This window comes from Ascidiaceihabitans donghaensis (genome assembly GCF_900302465.1).
In the GTDB taxonomy this organism is placed as follows: domain Bacteria; phylum Pseudomonadota; class Alphaproteobacteria; order Rhodobacterales; family Rhodobacteraceae; genus Ascidiaceihabitans; species Ascidiaceihabitans donghaensis.
The window spans coordinates 1,565,247-1,585,183 of record NZ_OMOR01000001.1 but is presented as its reverse complement, the minus strand read 5'-3'; the positions used below and the strand labels follow the sequence as shown (position 1 = coordinate 1,585,183).

The following is a 19,937-nucleotide window of genomic DNA, read 5'->3' as shown; positions in this document are numbered from 1 at the left end:
GGTGTTACACAATGCAAGCAACACAAAGGATCGCCAGATGTCGCGGACAAATTCAGCCCATCACTACGGAAGTGTCACCAAAACGTTCCACTGGCTGACAGCTTTACTGATCCTGACGCTGATCCCCTTGGGCATTATTGCCAATAAACTTCCATATGAAACGTCAGAGCAGCTTGCGCAAAAGGCATGGCTTTTTTCTTTGCATAAAACGCTCGGGGTCACAGTGTTTTTTGTGGCTTTGGCGCGGATCGCTTGGGCCGTGACACAAACCAAACCCGCCGGATTGCATCCCGACCGCAAAGCCGAAAGCTGGCTGGCGGAAACCGTGCATTGGCTGCTCTATGGCTCGCTTTTGTTGGTGCCGCTGTCAGGATGGATACACCATGCGTCTACCACGGGGTTCGCGCCGATCTGGTGGCCGTTTGGGCAAAACTTGCCATTGGTTGCGAAATCCGAAGACACAGCCGCGCTCTTTGCAGGGCTGCATATCGTGTTTGAGCGGGTGCTTGCGGCCGCGTTGATCTTGCATGTCGCGGGCGCCTTAAAGCACCACTTTGTGGACAAGGACGCAACGCTAAAACGGATGTGGTTTGGGACAACACACACCCCGGACGCAACTGGCACACACAAACACGGCCTACCCTTTGTGACAGCTGTGGCGGCATGGGGGATCGCCATTGCTATAGGATCCAGTATCGGTGTCTTTGCCAAACACGGGGATGCAATTGCGCAAGTGGCGCTGGAACAGGTCGAATCCGACTGGACCGTGGAAACCGGCACAGTTGCAATTGAAATCACGCAGTTCGGCAATGTGGTTGAAGGGAAATTTGCAGATTGGACTGCAGACATCGACTACGATCCTGCCACCGCCAAAGGCACCACAACGGTGACAATCGCAGTTCCATCACTTACGCTGGGATCTGTAACAGATCAGGCCATGGGACACGATTTTTTTGATGCGACGACGTTTCCAACGGCAATTTTCCAAGCAGACCTGGAACGCATCGTAGATGGACATCTGGCGACGGGTACTTTGACAATAAGGGACAAAACGGTACCGGTCGAAATGCCGTTCAACCTGTCAATCGACGACGGTTTGGCAACAGTGAACGGACAAATCGAATTGAACCGACAGGACTTCGGCATAGGGGACAACATGGCCGACGAAAGCAGCTTGTTGTTCAACGTCAAGGTTAAGGTGGAACTGACAGCACGGCAAAACTGACCCCTGTTCACCTTGCCAAATAAACCTCCTCCCCGGAGGGGCCACCAGATCGTCCTGAAAAGGGCGATCTGAAAACATCGCACCGCGCGTCAGCGCGACAATTGGATCGCTGGCCATTGCAATCGCCCCCTACCAAAATGCGACAGACACAAAAAAGGCCGCCTGAATTTTTCAGGCGGCCTTTTTATTGAGATCGGATGGGTCGGGCGACTTAGCCTGCCTTCATCGCCTCAATCGAAATGCGTACGTTCACATCATCACTCACGGCTGGTGCGAAAGCGCCCAGACCAAAGTCGGACCGCGTCAACGTCACTGTCGCGTCGAAACCGGCCCAGTCTTTGTTAGCCATTGGATGTGTTCCGGTCTTGTTCAAAACGGCATCCAGAACGACAGATTTTGTAACGTCGTTCATGGTCAAATCACCGGTGATCAACGCTGTGTTCTCGCCTGTGACTTCGATGGCCGTTGAATTGAAGGTGATCATATCGCCTTCAGACGCGCCAAAAAAATCGCCGGACATGAAGTGGCCTTCGCGCTTTTCCCAGCCTGTGAACATGCTCATGACGGGCATCGCGACGTTGACGGATGAATTGGCAGCGTTGTCCGCGTCAAACATGATTTCGCCTTCAAAACCGGAAAACATGCCGTAAGTTGTCGAAAAACCAAGGTGGTTGTAATCGAAGATGACTTGGCTGTGACTTGCGTCCAGCACGTATTTGTCGGCAGCGGCGGCGACGCCTGCGGCAGTTGTGAGAGCAGCGGCAAGAAGAAGCGATTTCATAAGGGAACCTCCAAAGTAAAGTGTGTGTTCCCTACATGTGTAGCAAATCACACAAACGGCAATCCCGCAGCGATCAACATGTCGTGCGCGGAAATGAACAGCCAAAGCCGCGCATAAAGCACGGCCCTGAGGTGTTATTACGATTGGAGCGCCGGATTCAGGCCCTTACAATTTACCTGCCGCAGACAGGCCGGACACCAAAGATCGGCGAACGCTTGGATCTGTCATCGCAACTTCCGCCAGCATTTCATCCTGCGCACCCCATAAAATCATATGGGCGCCATTCATTTCTGCGCGGTTGAGGTTTTCGAATTTGGTGCGCGACACCAGTTCGTCGCCATGTAATGTGCGGCGCACAAGGCGTACTTCGCGGCGTACTGTATCAATTTCAACTTCAGGGGCACGCGGGGTCTTGCCCTGCTGCAACAATGCCAGACCGCTAAATCCAATCACCAAAGAGATCACCAGCTTGATCAACAACAAATCAGCCGACCAATCAGACCCCGGTGCAATCCAAAGGCCCGCTGCAGACAACATCAACGCAGCACCCAAAAGGCTTTGGCTGCCGCGTACCATCAAGCGGCTGCCGTCAAGGGTTTGTGCAGGCGCGGATTGTGGTGCCGCGTGCGCTGCGGTGGCTGTGTCTGTGATGAAATCTGTTGTGGCTGTCATCTGTTTTCTCCCAATGGCGTTCTGCCGTTAGGGCTTACTTATGGTTAACAAAACGACAAGAATGGGGCAGAGCATGGGCAATGCAAAGGCAGGGCCATTGCGGTCGGATCGAAAATGGTCTTCCCCCGCCACGCGCCGCCTTGCGCCACAATAAAAACAGTGTATACGGCACACTTCCTTTGCAACGTTTCTTGAACCGCGCAGCCTCTCGTGTTGGACCCGCAAGGGAAAATAGGGTCCGACTTTGAAATGCGCCTTGATATAAGTGGAGCACACATGCCGCTATATGAGCATGTCATGATCGCACGCCAGGACTTGTCCAACACACAAGCCGAAGGCCTGATCGAACATTTTGGTACAGTATTGTCCGACAACGGCGGGTCCATGACCGGATCCGAATACTGGGGCGTCAAAACGATGGCCTACAAAATCAACAAAAACCGCAAAGGGCACTACGCCTTTATGCTGTCCGATGCACCGGCATCCGCCGTGCAGGAAATGGAGCGCCTTATGCGCTTGCATGACGATGTGATGCGCGTGCTGACCATCAAAGTGGACGCTCACAAAGAGCTGCCTTCCGTGCAAATGCAAAAACGCGATGAGCGCAGCGACCGTGGCGAACGCCGCGAACGCCGTTGATCCCCACGCTTTAGGAAAAGGACGTAACCCATGGCTGCAAAACCATTTTTCCGTCGCCGCAAAGTCTGCCCGTTCTCTGGCGACAACGCACCAGCGATCGACTACAAAGACACTCGCCTTCTGCAACGCTACATCTCTGAGCGTGGCAAGATCGTGCCTTCCCGTATCACCGCAGTATCTGCGAAAAAGCAGCGTGAACTGGCCCGTGCCATCAAACGCGCCCGCTTCCTCGCCCTGCTGCCCTATGCCGTGAAATAAGGAGAACCTGATATGCAAGTTATCCTTCTGGAACGTGTGGCCAAGCTTGGTCAAATGGGCGACGTCGTCGACGTCAAAGCAGGCTACGCACGCAACTATTTGCTGCCTCAGAAAAAAGCTTTGTCTGCATCCAAGCAGAACATCGCAGACTTTGAGGCCCGCAAAGTTCAGCTTGAAGCGCAGAACCTCGAAACCAAACAAGAAGCCGAAGCATTGGCAGGCAAACTCGACGGACAGCAGTTCATCGTGATTCGCTCTGCTTCCGATGCGGGCGCACTTTACGGATCGGTCACAACACGTGACGCCGCTGAAGCTGCAACCGAAGAAGGCTTCACAGTGCACCGCAAACAGGTTGTTCTGATCGCACCGATCAAATACCTGGGCGTCCACGACGTGTCCGTTGTTCTTCACCCCGAAGTCACTGCAACAATCGAATTGAACGTCGCACGTTCAACCGAAGAAGCAGAACTTCAAGCGTCTGGCAAATCCATTCAGGAACTGGCCGCTGAAGAAGAAGCCGCTGCAGAGTTTGAAATTCAGGAACTGTTCGAAGACATCGGCGCTGCTGCGGCAGAAGACGATGATCTGGCGGAATCCGCTGGCGTGGCCCCTGCGGGCGACGACGAAGGGTCCGAAGAGACACCTGCAAGCTAAGTCAAACGCCCACGCCTTCGGGCAGGCCAACGATCTTAAAAAGACCGCAGTTCACGCTGCGGTCTTTTTGCATTCGGTACGGTGTGTTGGAGGGCGCGAAAGACTGCAGCACATAGTGTTTTGAGCGTTTATGCGCCACATACCCTACAAAATACAATTTGGCCTGAAAGTAGACTGTGTTAACAATCTCTATCGTTGGCGTGATGAGTTCACGTGCCATCAAGGAAACAAAAGTGCGCGAAATCAGTTTTTTTCAGAATACGAAAGCGCGGTTCAGCGCGGTTATGGCTTTGTTCACCATTGGTTTATTGACCTTAGCGGCCCCGGTAAAAGCGCAAATCACTGTCCTTGCACAGGATCGGGCCTTTGCTGCGCACTACCCGCCGCTTGTAATCGAAAACTCCCCCGACAGCCCCGGCATGGCCATCGAAATCGTCACAACAGCAGCCAAGCGGCTGGATCGCGACCTTTCCGTAGAGTTTTTTCCCTTCAAACGCCTGCTCTATAGCGTCTCCGAACACTCAAACGCTATGGTCCCTGCCCTGTTCCGCACAAAGGAACGCGAAGACAGCTACACTTGGGTCGCGCAAATCTTTGAACAGAATATGCAATTCATGACCATGGGCGCGCCGGTGAACAGCTTTGAAGATGCCCGTCGTCTGGACAGTGTCGTCGTGGAAGAAGGTTCTGCCTCTGCCCTTGTTCTGCAAGAAAACGGCTTTACCAACATCATCTATGTCTCAACCCCCACAGCCAGCTTTCAAATGCTGCAATCAGGGCGCGTGCAGGCATGGTTCCAGACAGATTGGGCTGGACGATCCATTCAACGCGAAGAAGGCGCAGGGGACGTGATTGTATTTGGTGAAGCCGTCTCAAGCCTGCCCCTGTTTTTGGTGGCAAATCCTGAGTTTTCTCAAGAAGCGGCGGCCCTTTATCGTCAAGAAATCGAGACCATGCACGCCGATGGCACCATTGACGCGCTGATCGCGAAATACTTCTAAGCGTGTCGCACTGCGATGGCGCTGATCGCGTTTCGCGTTAAACCTCTATCACATTTTTACCTGTTCCCCTTTCGCGAGAAGGCACAGATTGATCACAGAAGATTCCCGCTAAATTTGAAACGTCTTAAAGGGATCGCAACAAAGCCACAGAAGGTTCACCTGTCACTGGTAGCCCTTTGGCCTTCTGATAGGCACTAATTGCCGCTTTACTTTTGGGCCCTAAAACGCCGTCAGCACCGCCTGTATCAAAGCCGTTTGCTGTCAGCTTGCGCTGCAAGGCCACGCGGTCGTCTTTGGTCAATCCGTTGGCGTCTGGCGGGAACTTACCTTTTAGCGGCCCTGCCCCACCGATCCTGTCCGCCAAATGGCCCACTCCGATCGCATAGCTGTCCGAGTTGTTGTAGCGTTTGATGACGCGGAAATTGGATGTGACAGAAAACTTAGGCCCGCCCTTCTGAGGCTGTAACGTGGATCCGGCAGGCGCACCATTGCCCAGCTCTCCGCCCCATCGCGTGCCACGTGTCCAGCCATTGCGCTTTAAATATGCAGCGGTTGATGCCAAAGCGTCTGTTGGATCCTCGGACCAGATATCGCGCCGCCCATCGCCTGTGAAATCCACCGCAAAGGCCTGATAAGATGTGGGAATAAACTGCGTGTGGCCCATCGCCCCGGCCCAGCTGCCTGTCATTTTGGACGCTGGGATGTCACCATTTTGGATAATCTTCAACGCAGCCACCAATTGCTTTTCAAAGAAAGCCCCGCGGCGTCCATCGTATGCCAAAGTGGAGGTTGCAGAAATGACAGGCACGTCCCCGCGCCGCTCTCCAAAGAAGCTTTCAAGCCCCCAGATGGCGCAAATAATCTCTGCATCTACACCGTACTGGCTTTCCAGTGCATTTAACGTCGCACGGTGACGCGCAAATGCAGCGCGGCCTTTTGCAACCCGTTCATCAGAGGCCGCAATGGAAAGGTAGTCTTCCAGGGTCCGCTTGAATTCCACTTGGTTGCGGTCACGTTTAACAACGCCGGGCAGATATCCAGCCCCGCGAAACCCCGCGCGCAGGGTCGCATCCGAGATACCGCTTCCACTTGCGCGTTTTTTGAAATTGGCGACCCAAGTGTCATAGCCTGCATTGAAGCTTGGGCGCAGATCGGCTGGCAACCCACTGGCGCGTGCGGGTGCTGCCACACCGCCCCCACCTGTTGTGCAACCTGCAAGCCCGAAGCCTACCAAGCCCGCGGTGAAATTCCGTCGTGTAATGCCCATTGCCCAATCCATTTCTTTTGCTCTTTTTCTTGCAGCTTACCCAAACCGCACCAAGCTGCAAGCAACCGATGCGCAAGAACCCGCTTGACGGCGTGGCATTCGGGCTGCCACCTTTCCCGTTATACGCGCAATCGACACACCTGCGTTACAAACACGGTGTACGTTGGTTGTGCCTTGCCACAATCAACCAAAAGGATGTCCGATGCCTCTTCAAATAACCCGCCGGTCTTTCATCGCAAGTTCTGCCAGTGTTTTGGCCATACATCCATTTTCGGTGCATGCCGCATCCAACCAGGCCCATTTGCGTCTTATGGAGACCACGGATTTGCATGTGCATGTGTTCCCCTACGACTACTATGCCGACAAACCCCGCGACACTGTCGGCTTGGCCCGCACTGCGTCAATCATCAACAACATACGCGCAGAAGCCACCAACACGCTGCTGTTGGACAACGGAGACTTTCTGCAGGGCAATCCCATGGGCGATTACATCGTTTATGAGCGTGGCATGAAAGACGGCGACACACATCCTGTTATCACAGCCATGAACACACTCGGCTTTGACGCATCGACATTGGGCAACCATGAATTCAACTACGGGCTTGATTTCTTGATGAAATCTTTAGCCGGCGCGGACTTTCCGGTGGTCAGTGCCAATGTTGTCAAAGACATGGGCAGCACACCGACAAATGACACCACATTGATCAAGCCCTATGTGTTGATGGACAAACAGATCACCGACGGCTCCGGGCAGACCCATACTCTGAAAATAGGGCTTATTGGATTTGTACCGCCACAAATCATGAACTGGGATCGCCGCCATCTTGAAGGCCGCGTGCAAACCCGCGACATTGTACAAACCGCCCGCGCCTATGTGCCGGAAATGAAGGAACGGGGGGCTGATATTATCATCGCACTGTCGCATTCGGGGATCGGGTCGGCACAAGAAAGCGATGGTATGGAAAACGCATCGGTTCCACTGGCCGCCATTGACGGGATCGACGCGATCCTGACTGGGCACAGCCACCTCGTGTTCCCTTCCGCCACGTACAAAGACTACGCGGCCGTCGATGCCGACAAAGGCACCATTCACGGCAAACCGGCGACGATGGGCGGGTTCTGGGGCAGCCACTTGGGATTGATCGACCTTATGCTGGAACGCGATGGCGGCACGTGGCGCATCGCAGGGTCCGCGTCCGAGGCCCGCCCCATTTCCAAACGCAACGAGGACCGCTCGATAACAGCTTTGGTCGATAGCGACGCCGGCGTTCTGGATGCCGTGCAAGAGGAACACGATGCAACACTGGCCTATGTGCGCCGTGCCGTAGGCAAAACGGATGCGCCGTTGCACAGTTATTTTGCGTTGGTCGCGGATGACCCATCGGTGCAAATCGTGTCCATTGCGCAAACCTGGTACATTGGCGAAATGCTGAAAGGAACGGAATACGAAAACCTGCCCATCTTGTCTGCGGCAGCACCATTCAAAGCGGGGGGCCGCGGCGGGCCGGACTACTACACAGATGTGCCAAAGGGCGATGTCGCTATCAAAAACGTGTCTGACCTGTATCTCTACCCCAACACCGCACGCGCGGTTCTGGTCACCGGGGCACAGGTCAAGGACTGGCTGGAACGCTCTGCGGGGATGTTCAATTTGGTGGAACCCGGCAAAGCCGATCAGATTTTGCTGAACCCAAGTTTCCCGTCCTACAATTTTGATGTCATCGACGGCGTCAGCTATGAAATCGACTTGTCCCAACCGTCAAAATTTGATGCCAAGGGCGTGTTGGTTGATGCAAATGCAAACCGGATCGTCAACTTGATATTTAACGGACAACCCATTGATCCTGAACAAAGGTTTGTCATTGCGACAAACAATTACCGGGCATCGGGCGGCGGTGCATTCCCCAGTGCTTTGGGTGACACAATCATATTCGAGGGGCCCGACACCAACCGCGACGTAATTGTGCGCTACATCGTGGAACAAGGCACAATCAGTCCAAAGGCAGATGCCAATTGGCGCTTCAAAGCTTTGGAGGGTGCAACGGTCTTGTTCGATACAGGACCAAATGCCTTGCAGTACGTTGACGATGTGAAAGGCGTAGATCTGGCCCCTGCCGGGGACGGGCCCGACGGCTTTGCACGGTTCCGCATCCAGCTGTAGGTCGACATCCACAACCAAAGCGGAATGGGCAGATCGGAATGGGCAAATTGACGCAATATCTTGCCCATTCCGCAGCACGGCATAAATCCTTACTGAAATAGGAGGGTACAATGCTCGACACCACAAATACCGATCCAACCCAAGACCCGAAACTGGACGATCCAGAGATCAGCCGCGACGATGATGCGCTTGTCCACCACACCGAACCCAAAGATCTGCGCGACCGCATTGCCTTACGTGTCGTGAAGACCATGCGCATCTTTGCAGACCGTTTTTTTGCGAAACGGTACGGGCACCGTGCGGTTGTTCTGGAAACTGTGGCCGCCGTGCCGGGAATGGTCGGTGGCATGTTGCAGCACCTGAAAGCGATCCGCCGTATTCGTGATGATCAGGGCTGGATCCGCGAGCTGTTGGACGAAGCAGAAAATGAGCGTATGCATTTGATGACATTCATCAAAATCGCGGAACCCAGCAAAATGGAACGCCTTTTGATCCTTTTGGGCCAAGGTGTGTTCTTCAACCTGTATTTCTTGCTGTATCTCTTTGCACCGCGGGTTGCCCACCGCGTTGTCGCCTATCTCGAAGAAGAGGCCGTCATCAGCTACACGCAATATTTGGAAGAACTGGATGCGGGACGTGTCGCAAACGTTCCCGCACCCGAGTTGGCGATTGAGTATTGGAAGTTGGAACCTGATGCGCGGCTGCGGGATGTAATCTTGGTGGTTCGTGCTGATGAAGCAGGCCACCGTGACCGCAATCATGAGATGGCTGACGAACTGGCGGCATAACGCCTATTGGGCCGCGCCACATTGTGTCGGCGTGGTCCATTTGCTCAGATGCGGTATGGAACACATACTGTCGCGTCGCATATGTCTTATTGCCCCGCTTTGCATGGCTTTGACTGGCTGTGGGAGCAGCGCCCCTGCCCCCACAGCGGCATCAGAACCGCCGCTGCACCCAAACGAAACGCCGCAGCTTCGATCTCAGATCAACCACTGGGCGGACCACTATGCCATTCCGCGTAGTTTGGTGCACAAGCTGGCAATCCGCGAAAGCACACATAGACCGTCTGCCCGCAACGGGCCCTATTGGGGGCTTTTGCAAATTCTTCCCGAAACGGCCCGCACAATGGGTCACCGCGGACCGCCTGCGCAGCTTTTGGATGCAGACGTCAACTTGGAATACGCCGGAAAGTATCTGCGCGGGGCTTGGTTGTTGTCTGACGGGAACGAAGCCACCGCAATTGGCTGGTACGCACGGGGGTATTATTACGAAGCCAAACGCCGAGGTCTGTTGGTCGAAACCGGTCTACGGCCGGGATGAACGCACCGGATTGTTTGAAACAATCCGGCCCGGAATTTTGCAAAAATTCCGCTTCCCCTTAACGTAAAAAGCCGCCCCCATTCAGGAGCGGCTTTTACAATCATGTCTTATTAGAGCTTACTCTTCTTCAAGAGATTCCACTGCTTTTTGAAGGTCTTCTTTGGACACTTCTTTTTCCGTCACAGTCGCGCTTTCAACAATGTGATCGACAACTTTGTCTTCAAACAAAGGTGCACGCAATTGTTGCTGCATCTGCTGGTTTTGCTGAATGAATTCAAAGAACTGACGTTCCTGACCTGGATACTGACGCGCCTGCGCCATGATCGCTTGGGTCATTTCAGCATCTGTCACTGTGACTTCGGCTTTCTGGCCCAGTTCAGCCAACAACAGACCCAGACGGACGCGGCGTTCGGCCAGTTTCTTGTGCTCATCGGTGGTTTCAATCTCGGGGTGATCATGGCCTTCGACTTCAGGGTTGTCTTCATGCCACAGCTGGTGCGCAATCTGGCCCGCTTCGGCGTCAACCAGTGAAGGGGGCAGCTCAAAGCTGACCAAACCGTCCAGCTGGTCAAGAAGACCGCGTTTCATAACAGCGCGGGCCGCACCGGTGTATTCCGCTTCCAGACGCTCGGAGATTTGTGCTTTCAGACCGTCCAGATCTTCAGCGCCAAACTTCGTGGCCAATTCATCGTTCACTTCGGCAGCAACGGGTTCTTTGACCTCTTTGATTTTGCATTCGAACACGGCCTCTTTGCCGGCCAAGTGCTCTGCCTGATAGTCGTCAGGGAAAGAGACTGTGACGTCTTTTTCTTCGTCCGCTTTCACGCCAACCAGCTGCTCTTCGAAGCCGGGAATGAAAGAACCTGAACCCAAAACCAGCGGGTAATCTTCGGCCGCACCACCTTCAAAGGCTTCGCCGTCAACTTTGCCCAAGAAATCAAATGTGACCTGGTCGCCGTCTTTGGCTTTGGAGCCTTTCTTGCGGGCTTTGAAATCTTGTGCTGTCTCGGCCAAGTTGCCCAGCGCTTCTGCAACTGCGTCGTCATCCGCTTTGACGACCATTTTTTCCAGCTTGATGCCGGACATGTCGACTTCTGGAATTTCTGGCAGCTTTTCGTACGCCATTTCGACGTTGACGTCGTCGCCGGCTTTCCAGTCTTCGTTGGTCATTTTGACGTCAGGCTGCATCGCAGGGCGGTCGCCTGTGGATTCGAAGTGCTCGTTCATTGCGCCGTCGACAGCTTCTTGCATCGCTTCGCCCAAAACGCGTTCGCCAAATTGCTTCTTCAGCAAAGCCATAGGGACTTTGCCTTTGCGAAAGCCCTTCATTTCGACTTCTGGCTGCGCTTCAACCAGCTTTTCGTTCACTTTGGCGTCCAATTCAGCCGCAGTGACGGTGATGGCATAGCCGCGTTTCAGACCTTCGTTCAGCGTCTCGGTGACCTGCATGTGTGCTCCATAGGATTAAGGCACCCCGAAGGGCGCGTGCAGAAAATTTGCGCCCTTCTATGTGCCATCAAGGCCGCTTGCAAGGGCGCATTTGCGTGGAATGTCCGCAAGCGGGCCGTCTTAGCCCGATGCCACCAGTTTCTGCATGTTTGCAAAGGCAGGCATCGCCACAGCACGCACTTGATCATAAAGCGCTTTCACCTGCGGGTCATTGCGGTCCACTTCCCGTGATGGCCGCCCGAACCCGTCCAGCCGGCTTTGGTTGATCCATTCTTTGAGTTCTGGCACCTGCCCCCAGGCAAACTGGTTCATGGATGTCGCAATTTGCGACCTCAGCCAGCTTCTGACGTCGTCTGTCATAGGCACAGGGGCCGCCAGTGCATTCTTGGCTTTGTTGTCCAAAGGCAAAGATTCGATTTTCGCAAGCAAGGCCGCTGAAAACATTGGCTGGAACAGCCGTATCATCTGCAAGCCAATCCGTTCTTCGGTAAAAATGGGCCACGTGTCAGTGTGCCCCAAAGCCCGTGCGGTGCAATCCACATAAAGGCTGTCAGGTGCATCCAACACGCCACCTTTCAATGTCATTTTCCCCGGCTCGATTGCCGTCACATGGCCCAGGCGCACGATATCTTTGATGCCGCGCAGCAATTCGAATTCGGCTTGTGACAAAGTTGGCCCGTGCATGATTTGCGGCATCACATCGGGATCAAATCGCATCCAAAGACCTGCCGCTTCCATGCCCAGCGCCAGTTCATCTATGGTCTTTGCGTCACGGGCTGCAGCCATTTGTTGCGCGGTTCCTTTCATGACGTGTTTGTAAAACGCGCCGGAGGGCTGCGAAAACGCGCGGTTGATCACCCAAGGGTCGCGCGGCATAACCCAGCGGATTTGTCCCGCATCCACACCATGACCAAGCAACCAAACGGCGGTATCCATCGCTGTTTTTCCGGCCCCAAGGATTGTGAAATGTCGATGGTCTTTGGCACGGCGCGGCACATCGTTGGGTGGAATACAGACCACCCCATCTTCCACATCGAACTTGCGCACATGCGTCAGCGGAATGCCGTTTTCGCAAATCCGCGCATCGACCAAACGCTTGTACGTGATCTGCGTGCGTGCGTCTGTCAGAACATGCCGCAGCGCACCATCTTCCAGATACTCCGTCAGCGGCAAAAAGCGCACCCGACCGGACGGCAAAAAGCGGTCGCGCATGATGGCATGGAAGTACGAAAGGATTTCCGGGCCAGACGCCAATTCCTCAAAACCCGCATTCAGGCCCACTGTGTCGATGCGCTCTTTTCCCATGGGGGTCGAAGCCACGCCGTAGTAGGATGATGGCTGGTGCAGACGTACAAAGGGATAGGCGTCGTTCCAATGGCCTCCGGGTGTGTCGCGTTTGTCCACGATGGTGATACGCGCGTCGGTTTGATCCAATAGGCTATCGACAAAGCTAAGGGCTGTGGCCCCTGCCCCGACAACCAGATAATCCGTCTCGAAAGTGTTCATTGCAGTGCCCCCTTGTTGCCGCTTAGCTTACCCCGAGGCCGCCCAAAAACAACGCAAGCCTTGCTCTATGGCGCAACGTCACAAGGCCATTTCCAAGCGATCACCGGGAAATGCGGGTCATTCCTGTTCGCCTGCAAACACACAGGTGCAATCGGCGTTGGCCGGATTTGCAAAATAGGCCACACACGCATCCACGAATACCTGCACCAACCGACGCGGGCGGTCTTTTTCGTATCCAACTGCCAAGGTCAAAGGGGGCAACGCATCGGCGATGGGGCGTCCGACAACTTCATCTGCGCCATATGTTGAACCGATACGCGGCTGCATATTTAAAATCGCCACCCCATGCCCGCGGCCCACGAGACTGCGCAGCATTTCGGTTGAATTGGCATAGGCCGCAATTGTGGGCGCTGTCGGTTGGCGTTCAAGCAGTCCGTGATAATAACCGGACGCCATGGGGCGGTTCAGCACAACCAACGGATGCTGTGCAATCTGTGCCATCGTCACCGTATCTTGCTGCGCCAGAACATGCCCCTTGGGCAACACGCAATATGCAGGTGCCGTGATCAGTGGATCATAGGCAATCGCAGGCCGTGCGGCGTCACAGACAAACAAAATGGCATCATATGTGCCGTCCAGCAGACCTTGTTGTGCACTGTCGTTATCACATTCATCCAGATGCAGCTGCACATGTCCATCTTCGGGCAAACACGCCGTTAGAATTTCAGGCAGAAAGGCCGGTGCAATCGGGGCATAATAACCAATACGCAACGTGCCTTGTACCGCGTGTTTGAGGTCATCGCCTTGCACCATAACTGCGCGGTAGTCTTCCAAAAGGCGTTCGATTTTTTGGGCAACTGTGCGTCCGCTGGCTGTGGCCTGTATTCCGCGCGACCGCTGGCGAGTGACCAAAGTCAGATCAAACGCAGCTTCAACCTGATCAATGGCACTGGACACAGCAGAGGCCGCAATATTCAGGTCTGCCGCGGCTTTGGCGATGTTCCCATAGCGCAAAGCAGTGGTGAAATACGTCATGGCTTTGAGCGACAGGGACATATCTTCCTCGGATTTTCAGCGCTTATAGCGCGATTAAAACTGTTTTTCACAGTTTCGTAAACCTGCGACAGTGCAGATAGATATGATCTTTAGCGTAAGAGCCGCCCAATGACTGACACACCACCCCACACGCCGCTTAAAGGCTGGAACCATACCCCAGAGACGCCTTTGAACGTCTCGCCGTTTTTCCAATGGCCTTTGCGTCCCAAAGAAATGGTTCAATGGGTGTGGGGATCGTGGTTTCTGATCTCGGAAAAGCTTATTCTGGTCGCGGTGGCCTGTGTGTCGTTCTATTGGTTCCAGCCTCCGCTCGAACAATCGAAAGTCTTGGCCTTTGATTGGGTGTTATGGATGTATATCCGCAATCTGGTTTTGATGTCGGTCGTGGCGGGCGGGCTGCATTTGTATTTCTACACTTTCACCCAGCAAGGCCAACGCTTGAAATACGACCCCCGACCCTTGATGAAAAACGGCAAACAATTCACGCTGGGGGGACAAATCAGAGACAACATGTTCTGGACATTGGCCAGTGGCGTCACGATCTGGACGGCCTACGAAGTGTTGATGTTTTGGGCATTGGCCAACGGGTATGCGCCGATGCTGACGTGGGCTGCCCATCCCGTCTGGTTCATTGCCCTGTTTTTGCTGATCCCTGTCTGGGAAAGTTTTTATTTCTACTGGATACACCGCCTTTTGCATGTGCCGTTCTTGTACAAGCATGTGCACGCCCTGCATCACCGAAACATCAATGTGGGCCCGTGGTCGGGGATGTCGATGCATCCGGTGGAACATGTGATCTTTCTGGGGTCGGTGCTGGTGCATTTTCTTGTTGCCGCACACCCCATACATATCCTGTTTCACCTGCAATATTACGCGCTGACTGCAGCCACAACACATACCGGATTTGAGGGGTTGGTGGTCAAAGACAAAAACCGTCTGAACCTTGGCACCTTCCACCACCAAATGCATCACCGCTATTTTGAATGTAACTACGGGTCTTTGGAAATACCGTGGGACAAGCTGTTTGGATCTTTCCACGACGGAACAGAAGCCGCAAATGACCGCATCAAGGAACGCCGCAAGAAGTTTGGCGCAGGCTAGCTTTGCTTTCTTTATGGATATGCAGGTGTTGTGATCCATTCTATGAATGGCTCATGACATTTGATCAAATCCGCACTTTCCTATGGGTCGCCCGTTTGGGCGGCTTTCGCAAAGCGGCTGAACGCTTGCACCTGTCACAACCTGCTGTGTCCACACGCATTTCCAACCTTGAGGCAGAATTGCGCGTGCCCCTGTTTGAACGCGGCCCCGGCGAATTGGTGCTGACCAAACAAGGCACGCTGCTTTTGTCTTACGCGGAACAAATGCTGTTTGTGGAAGAAGAGATCAAACAGCGCGTGGCCAACCCGTCCGAAGTGGAAGGGCTGTTCCGTGTGGGCGCCTCCGAGACCATTGCCCAAGCCTGGCTGCCCGATTTCCTGAAAGCATTCAGCGAACACTATCCAAGGGTCAACGTGGATCTGACCGTGGACATCTCGATCAACCTACGGGCCGCCCTTTTGGAACGCCGCCTTGATCTGGCGCTTTTGATGGGGCCGGTGTCGGAATTTTCAGTCGAAAACGTGGGCCTGCCGCCTTTTGATCTGCATTGGTATCGCAGCACCTCTAACCCCGAGACGGATTTAAGCAAAATTCCGGTGATTTCCTATTCAAGCAAAACGCGCCCCTACCGCGAATTGATGTCGGAACTGTCGCGGCGCGTGGGACCAAAGTTGCGGGTGTATGCATCAGCGTCTTTGTCGGCCAGTTTGAAGATGATTGCAGCGGGAATCGCCGTGGGGCCATACCCCCGCGCCTTGGCCAATGAACTGTTAGAGGCAGGACAGATCGTTGAATTTGATCCCGGCTATCAGCCGCAGCCCTTGGCCTTCACAGCGTCTTACCTGTCGGAACCTCGCAGCTTTCTTGTTGAAAACAGTGCGAAAATCGCGTGCAGCGTTGCGCAGGGCTGGGATGCGACCCATCCAAAATAGTTATCACAATATATCAAAAATGATAATTTGCGCGAAACTCCGGCCTCATGTGATGTTTGAAAGGCATCACAAGGATCGCCATCATGTCATCGCCGCTCGTGTCTTATTCAGATCTGGTTTCCGCCACGGCCCATGACGTGCGGGCCGCCATCCGCACTGGCGCTTATTCCGGCCACACAGCCGGTCTGGCGGCGGGCAAGCTGCAATGCAACCTTGCCATCTTGCCCGAACGCTATGCCTTGGATTTCTTGCGGTTCTGCCAGCGCAATCCCAAACCCTGCCCATTGGTCGGTGTCGGCGACACGGGCAATCCGATGTTGCCCACGTTGGGCGCAGACATCGACATCCGGACCGATGTGCCAAAGTACCGCGTGTTCCGCGACGGCACACTGAGCGATGAAGTGACAGACATCACCCCCGTCTGGGCCGACGATCTGGTCACGGTGGCTTTGGGGTGTTCCTTCACATTTGAAAATGCGCTGTTGCGGCACAACATCCCCGTGCGCCACATCGAGGACGCCAAGAATGTGCCGATGTTCCGGTCTTCTATCGCGCTGTCGCCCGCAGGCCCCTTTGGCGGGCAGATGGTTGTGACCATGCGGCCCATTCCCTTGGCCCAAATCGACCAAGCCCGCGCCATCAGCGCAAAGTTCCCCCAAGCCCATGGCGCACCGATCGCCATCGGCGATCCGCACGCCATTGGGATCACAGACCTGAGCCAGCCCGATTGGGGCGACGCCGTGGACATCAAAGATGGCGAAATTCCGGTGTTCTGGGCCTGCGGTGTCACCCCGCAAAATGTACTTTTGGACGCGGGCCTGCCTGTGTGCATCACCCATTCGCCCGGCCACATGCTGATCGCCGATGTGGCCGAGGACGCCGAAACCACCATTCTGAACCACGACTGAACCCAAACCCAAAACAAACCAAAACAAAACAAAACAAAACACCCCAACAAGGAGACACCACAATGAAAAGAACTTTTGCCTTTCTGGTCGCAAGCACAGCCCTTGCCGCCCCTGTCATGGCCGAAAACCTGTCCGTCGTGGGCAGCTGGTCCAGCCTGCCCTTACACAAACAATACGAAGCCCCGTTCTGGGGTGAAACCCTGCCCGCAGCATCCAACGGAGCACTGACGGTTGAACTGACCACCCACAACCAGATGAGCCTTGGTCTGGGCGACATCTACCCGCTTCTGGGCCAGGGCGTCTATGATGTGGCGATGACCGTGGCGGATTACGCCGTGGCCGACGCGCCCGAACTGGAAGGGTTGGACGTGCCGCTTTTGGCGCTGAGCGCAGATGACGCACGCGCCATGGTGGACGCTGCCCGCCCGATGGTGTCCGACATCTACCGCGATCGCTTCAATGCGCAGGTGCTGGCCATCGCGCCCTACCCGCCGCAAGTCGTATTCTGCAACCACGCGATCGCAAATCTGGGCGACCTTGAGGGGCTGAAAGTACGCGCGTCGGGCCGTATGACAGCCAAGCTGCTGGAAGCCCTTGGGGCCGAAGGCGTGAACGTGTCCTTCTCCGAGGTGCCGGGCGCATTGCAAAACGGCGTTGTGGATTGCGCGGTGACAGGGGCCGGATCAGGCTACAGCGCCGGGTGGTGGGAAGTGTCCACGCATCTGTTGCCCATTCCACTGGGGGGCTGGGATTCCGTGGTGACGGCCATGAATATGGACAAATGGAACAGCCTTGATGCAGACACGCAAACCTTGATCATGGACCAGATCGAAAGCGGCTTCGAGACGCCGGCATGGGACAGCGCCCAAGACGCATTGGTCAATGACATCGCCTGTCTGACCGGCAATGGCGACTGCCCGTCGGGGGACGCACGGTCCATGACGCTTGTGGATGTCAGCGACGCTGATTTTGCCCGTGCCCGTGACATCCTGACCAGTGAAGTCCTGCCCGATTGGGCCGAACGCGCCGGCGGCGATTGGGCGCAACGCTGGAACGACAGCGTGGGCAAAACCGTGGGCGTGACCATCAACTAAGCCGCAACAATCAGGGGGTGTGCAGATCATGGAAATGGCGATGATACATAAGCTACGGCAGCTGAACCGCATGGTGGCATTGGCGGTGGGCTTTGGCCTGCTGGCCTGTGCGGCTTTCGTGCTGACCGACATCATCATGCGCCGGATCGGCACGTCCCTTGGCGGCACCGAGGAAATCGCAGGCTACGCTATGGCCCTCGCGACGTCTTGGGGCATGGCTTACACCCTGTTGGAGCTGGGCCACGTGCGCATCGATTTGTTGCGCAGCCGAGGCAGCAGCTTCACACGGGCCATGTTCGATCTGTTTTCCATGATCGTCACTTCGGCTGTGATTATCACCATCGCCATCAAAGCCTGGCCCGTGCTGGAGCGGTCCCTAACCAACGGATCGCGTGCCAACACGCCGCTGGAAACGCCGCTGGCCTGGGTACAGATGCCATGGTTCGCAGGCTGGGTGTGGTTCGCCGTGGTCTCGACCCTGACCACGCTGGCCGCCCTAAGCCTGATCGTCAAACGCCGCTATGCCGACACCGAAAGCATCGTAGGCGCCTTCGCCGAAGTGGAGACATTGCAATGATCGGTTACGTCTCTGTCGGCCTTTTGGGCCTGCTGGCCTTGTCCATTCCTGTCGGCATCGTTTTGTTTTTGCTGGGCTTTGGCATCGACACTTTCTTTTCCAGTTTCCCGCTGACACGCGGGCTGGGCAACATGGTCTGGTCCTCGTCCAATTCCGCGACGCTGATTGCCATCCCGTTCTTTGTGCTTTTGGGCGAGATTTTGGTGCGCAGCGGTGTCGCCACCCGCACATACGCCGCCCTTGATCGTTGGGTGTCTTGGCTGCCCGGCGGGCTGGTCCACGCCAACGTTGCCACCGCCACGATGTTTTCCGCCACCTCGGGGTCTTCGGTGGCCACCGCCGCAACAGTCGCCACCGTGGCCATGCCGCAGGCTGAAAAGCTGGGCTATGACCCAAAGCTGTTTTCCGGTGCCATCGCCGCAGGGGGCACGCTGGGGATCATGATCCCGCCGTCGATCAATCTGATTGTTTACGGCTTCCTCACGCAATCCTCTATTCCACAGTTGTTTCTGGCGGGGTTGATCCCGGGGCTTGCGCTGGCTTTGGCTTTTATGGCCGTCACCGTCATCATCTGCCTGATCCGCCCCGATCTGGGGGGCGTGCGCCGCACATTTCCCTTCCCCAAAATGCTGCGGGCCTTGATTGACCTGATCCCGATCCTGATCCTGTTCGGGTTGATCGTAGGGTCCATTTACGCAGGCTGGGCCACCCCGACAGAAGCCGCAGCCGTTGGCGTCGCCGGGGCCTTTGTCATTGCGCTCGCCTTTGGTGGCGTGTCGTGGACGATGCTGACCCAAAGCCTGACAGGCACGGTCAAGATCACCTCTATGATTATGCTGATCGTTATCGGGGCATCGTTTTTGAACTTCACGCTGGCCTCTGCCGGGTTGGGCCGCGAATTGACCGCCTTTATGACGGGCCTTGGTCTGACGCCCTTAAAAACCATCCTTGTGGTGGTTGTCCTTTACATCGTCTTGGGCTTTTTCATCGAAACCCTGTCGCTGATGGTTGTGACCATTCCCATCATCGTGCCGCTGGTCATTGCCCAGGGCTATGATGTGATCTGGTTTGGCATCCTGATGATTGTGCTTATTGAAATGGCGCTGATCACTCCACCTGTTGGTTTAAACCTTTACGTGGTGCAAGGGGCGCGGAAATCGGGCAGCCTGAACGAGGTGATGTTGGGCGCGCTGCCCTATTGCCTGACCATGCTGGCCATGGCCTTCCTGCTGATCGCCTTCCCAAGCATCGCTTTGTTTCTACCCAACGCGCTGCAGTAATCCACCACGCATCACACCGCATTTGCGTCTGTCTTTGGCGCGGATGCCGCACG

At 55.3% G+C, this 19,937-nt stretch carries 21 protein-coding genes; 14 read left to right on the top strand and 7 right to left on the bottom strand.

The annotated features are described in order from the left end of the window. Window positions 1-37: 37 nt before the first annotated feature. The gene (locus ASD8599_RS07910; protein WP_108828024.1) at window positions 38-1,225 is read left to right on the top strand and encodes a cytochrome b/b6 domain-containing protein; all 1,188 of its coding nucleotides are present in this window, start codon (window positions 38-40) and stop codon (window positions 1,223-1,225) included. Between the two features lie 211 nt (window positions 1,226-1,436). Here ASD8599_RS07910 and ASD8599_RS07905 read toward each other — a convergent pair whose 3' ends face one another. Both ASD8599_RS07905 and ASD8599_RS07900 read right to left on the bottom strand, forming a co-directional pair. Further along, window positions 1,437-2,006 carry a YceI family protein gene (locus tag ASD8599_RS07905; RefSeq protein ID WP_108828023.1) on the bottom strand — a complete coding sequence of 190 codons (570 nt, stop codon included), beginning with the start codon at window positions 2,004-2,006 and terminating at the stop codon, window positions 1,437-1,439. A 165-nt stretch (window positions 2,007-2,171) separates the two neighbouring features. Beyond that, complete coding sequence (locus ASD8599_RS07900) at window positions 2,172-2,678, bottom strand: hypothetical protein (protein WP_108828022.1); 507 nt, start codon at window positions 2,676-2,678, stop codon at window positions 2,172-2,174. A gap of 276 nt (window positions 2,679-2,954) precedes the next feature. Between ASD8599_RS07900 and rpsF the strand changes: the two genes are divergently transcribed. The 3 genes from rpsF to rplI are packed head-to-tail and all read left to right on the top strand — an operon-like array spanning window position 2,955 to window position 4,229. After that, the gene (gene rpsF / locus ASD8599_RS07895) at window positions 2,955-3,317 is read left to right on the top strand and encodes a 30S ribosomal protein S6 (RefSeq protein WP_108828021.1); all 363 of its coding nucleotides are present in this window, start codon (window positions 2,955-2,957) and stop codon (window positions 3,315-3,317) included. Window positions 3,318-3,347: 30 nt separating this feature from the next. After that, window positions 3,348-3,575, top strand: a complete 228-nt coding sequence (gene rpsR, locus ASD8599_RS07890) for a 30S ribosomal protein S18 (RefSeq protein ID WP_005852865.1) — start codon at window positions 3,348-3,350, stop codon at window positions 3,573-3,575. 12 nt (window positions 3,576-3,587) lie between these two features. Further along, window positions 3,588-4,229, top strand: coding sequence for a 50S ribosomal protein L9 (rplI, locus tag ASD8599_RS07885; protein ID WP_108828020.1), 642 nt, complete (start codon window positions 3,588-3,590; stop codon window positions 4,227-4,229). A gap of 1 nt (window position 4,230) precedes the next feature. Here the strand turns inward: rplI and ASD8599_RS20135 are convergent, their stop codons facing one another. Continuing rightward, window positions 4,231-4,449 carry a hypothetical protein gene (locus ASD8599_RS20135; protein WP_146188202.1) on the bottom strand — a complete coding sequence of 73 codons (219 nt, stop codon included), beginning with the start codon at window positions 4,447-4,449 and terminating at the stop codon, window positions 4,231-4,233. Window positions 4,450-4,462: 13 nt separating this feature from the next. Between ASD8599_RS20135 and ASD8599_RS07880 the strand changes: the two genes are divergently transcribed. Next, window positions 4,463-5,230, top strand: coding sequence for a substrate-binding periplasmic protein (locus ASD8599_RS07880; RefSeq protein WP_181364436.1), 768 nt, complete (start codon window positions 4,463-4,465; stop codon window positions 5,228-5,230). 124 nt (window positions 5,231-5,354) lie between these two features. On the opposite strand, the gene ASD8599_RS07875 is transcribed toward ASD8599_RS07880, so the two are convergent. Beyond that, the gene (locus tag ASD8599_RS07875) at window positions 5,355-6,497 is read right to left on the bottom strand and encodes a lytic murein transglycosylase (RefSeq protein ID WP_108830067.1); all 1,143 of its coding nucleotides are present in this window, start codon (window positions 6,495-6,497) and stop codon (window positions 5,355-5,357) included. A gap of 202 nt (window positions 6,498-6,699) precedes the next feature. Here ASD8599_RS07875 and ASD8599_RS07870 point away from each other — a divergent pair, with 202 nt between their 5' ends. From ASD8599_RS07870 to ASD8599_RS07860, 3 genes are all read left to right on the top strand, one after another. Then, window positions 6,700-8,658 carry a bifunctional 2',3'-cyclic-nucleotide 2'-phosphodiesterase/3'-nucleotidase gene (locus ASD8599_RS07870; RefSeq protein WP_108828018.1) on the top strand — a complete coding sequence of 653 codons (1,959 nt, stop codon included), beginning with the start codon at window positions 6,700-6,702 and terminating at the stop codon, window positions 8,656-8,658. 110 nt (window positions 8,659-8,768) lie between these two features. Continuing rightward, the gene (locus tag ASD8599_RS07865) at window positions 8,769-9,446 is read left to right on the top strand and encodes an alternative oxidase (RefSeq protein WP_108828017.1); all 678 of its coding nucleotides are present in this window, start codon (window positions 8,769-8,771) and stop codon (window positions 9,444-9,446) included. A 55-nt stretch (window positions 9,447-9,501) separates the two neighbouring features. Next, window positions 9,502-9,981 carry a transglycosylase SLT domain-containing protein gene (locus ASD8599_RS07860; protein ID WP_108828016.1) on the top strand — a complete coding sequence of 160 codons (480 nt, stop codon included), beginning with the start codon at window positions 9,502-9,504 and terminating at the stop codon, window positions 9,979-9,981. A 117-nt stretch (window positions 9,982-10,098) separates the two neighbouring features. On the opposite strand, the gene tig is transcribed toward ASD8599_RS07860, so the two are convergent. From tig to ASD8599_RS07845, 3 genes are all read right to left on the bottom strand, one after another. Beyond that, window positions 10,099-11,430 (bottom strand): trigger factor, encoded by a 1,332-nt coding sequence (gene tig / locus ASD8599_RS07855; RefSeq protein ID WP_108828015.1) that lies wholly within the window; start codon window positions 11,428-11,430, stop codon window positions 10,099-10,101. 120 nt (window positions 11,431-11,550) lie between these two features. Next, a complete protein-coding gene (locus tag ASD8599_RS07850) occupies window positions 11,551-12,936 on the bottom strand; it encodes an NAD(P)-binding protein (RefSeq protein WP_108828014.1) in 1,386 nt (461 codons plus the stop codon). Between the two features lie 117 nt (window positions 12,937-13,053). Next, the gene (locus tag ASD8599_RS07845) at window positions 13,054-13,992 is read right to left on the bottom strand and encodes a LysR family transcriptional regulator (protein WP_108828013.1); all 939 of its coding nucleotides are present in this window, start codon (window positions 13,990-13,992) and stop codon (window positions 13,054-13,056) included. Window positions 13,993-14,100: 108 nt separating this feature from the next. Between ASD8599_RS07845 and ASD8599_RS07840 the strand changes: the two genes are divergently transcribed. The 6 genes from ASD8599_RS07840 to ASD8599_RS07815 all read left to right on the top strand — a co-directional run bounded on the left by ASD8599_RS07840 (window position 14,101) and on the right by ASD8599_RS07815 (window position 19,884). Continuing rightward, window positions 14,101-15,093 carry a sterol desaturase family protein gene (locus ASD8599_RS07840; protein WP_108828012.1) on the top strand — a complete coding sequence of 331 codons (993 nt, stop codon included), beginning with the start codon at window positions 14,101-14,103 and terminating at the stop codon, window positions 15,091-15,093. A 53-nt stretch (window positions 15,094-15,146) separates the two neighbouring features. Beyond that, on the top strand, window positions 15,147-16,025 hold the full coding sequence (locus tag ASD8599_RS07835; RefSeq protein ID WP_108828011.1) for a LysR family transcriptional regulator: 879 nt from the start codon (window positions 15,147-15,149) through the stop codon (window positions 16,023-16,025). An 83-nt stretch (window positions 16,026-16,108) separates the two neighbouring features. After that, entirely contained in the window at window positions 16,109-16,933 is an 825-nt protein-coding gene (locus ASD8599_RS07830; protein WP_108828010.1) for a putative hydro-lyase, read from the top strand. A 62-nt stretch (window positions 16,934-16,995) separates the two neighbouring features. After that, complete coding sequence (locus ASD8599_RS07825) at window positions 16,996-18,027, top strand: TRAP transporter substrate-binding protein (protein WP_108828009.1); 1,032 nt, start codon at window positions 16,996-16,998, stop codon at window positions 18,025-18,027. Between the two features lie 28 nt (window positions 18,028-18,055). After that, window positions 18,056-18,604: a TRAP transporter small permease subunit gene (locus tag ASD8599_RS07820; protein WP_108828008.1), complete on the top strand. Its 549-nt coding sequence runs from the start codon at window positions 18,056-18,058 to the stop codon at window positions 18,602-18,604. Continuing rightward, the gene (locus ASD8599_RS07815) at window positions 18,601-19,884 is read left to right on the top strand and encodes a TRAP transporter large permease (RefSeq protein ID WP_108828007.1); all 1,284 of its coding nucleotides are present in this window, start codon (window positions 18,601-18,603) and stop codon (window positions 19,882-19,884) included. Before ASD8599_RS07820 ends, ASD8599_RS07815 begins: the two co-directional genes overlap by 4 nt. Window positions 19,885-19,937 lie beyond the last annotated feature (53 nt).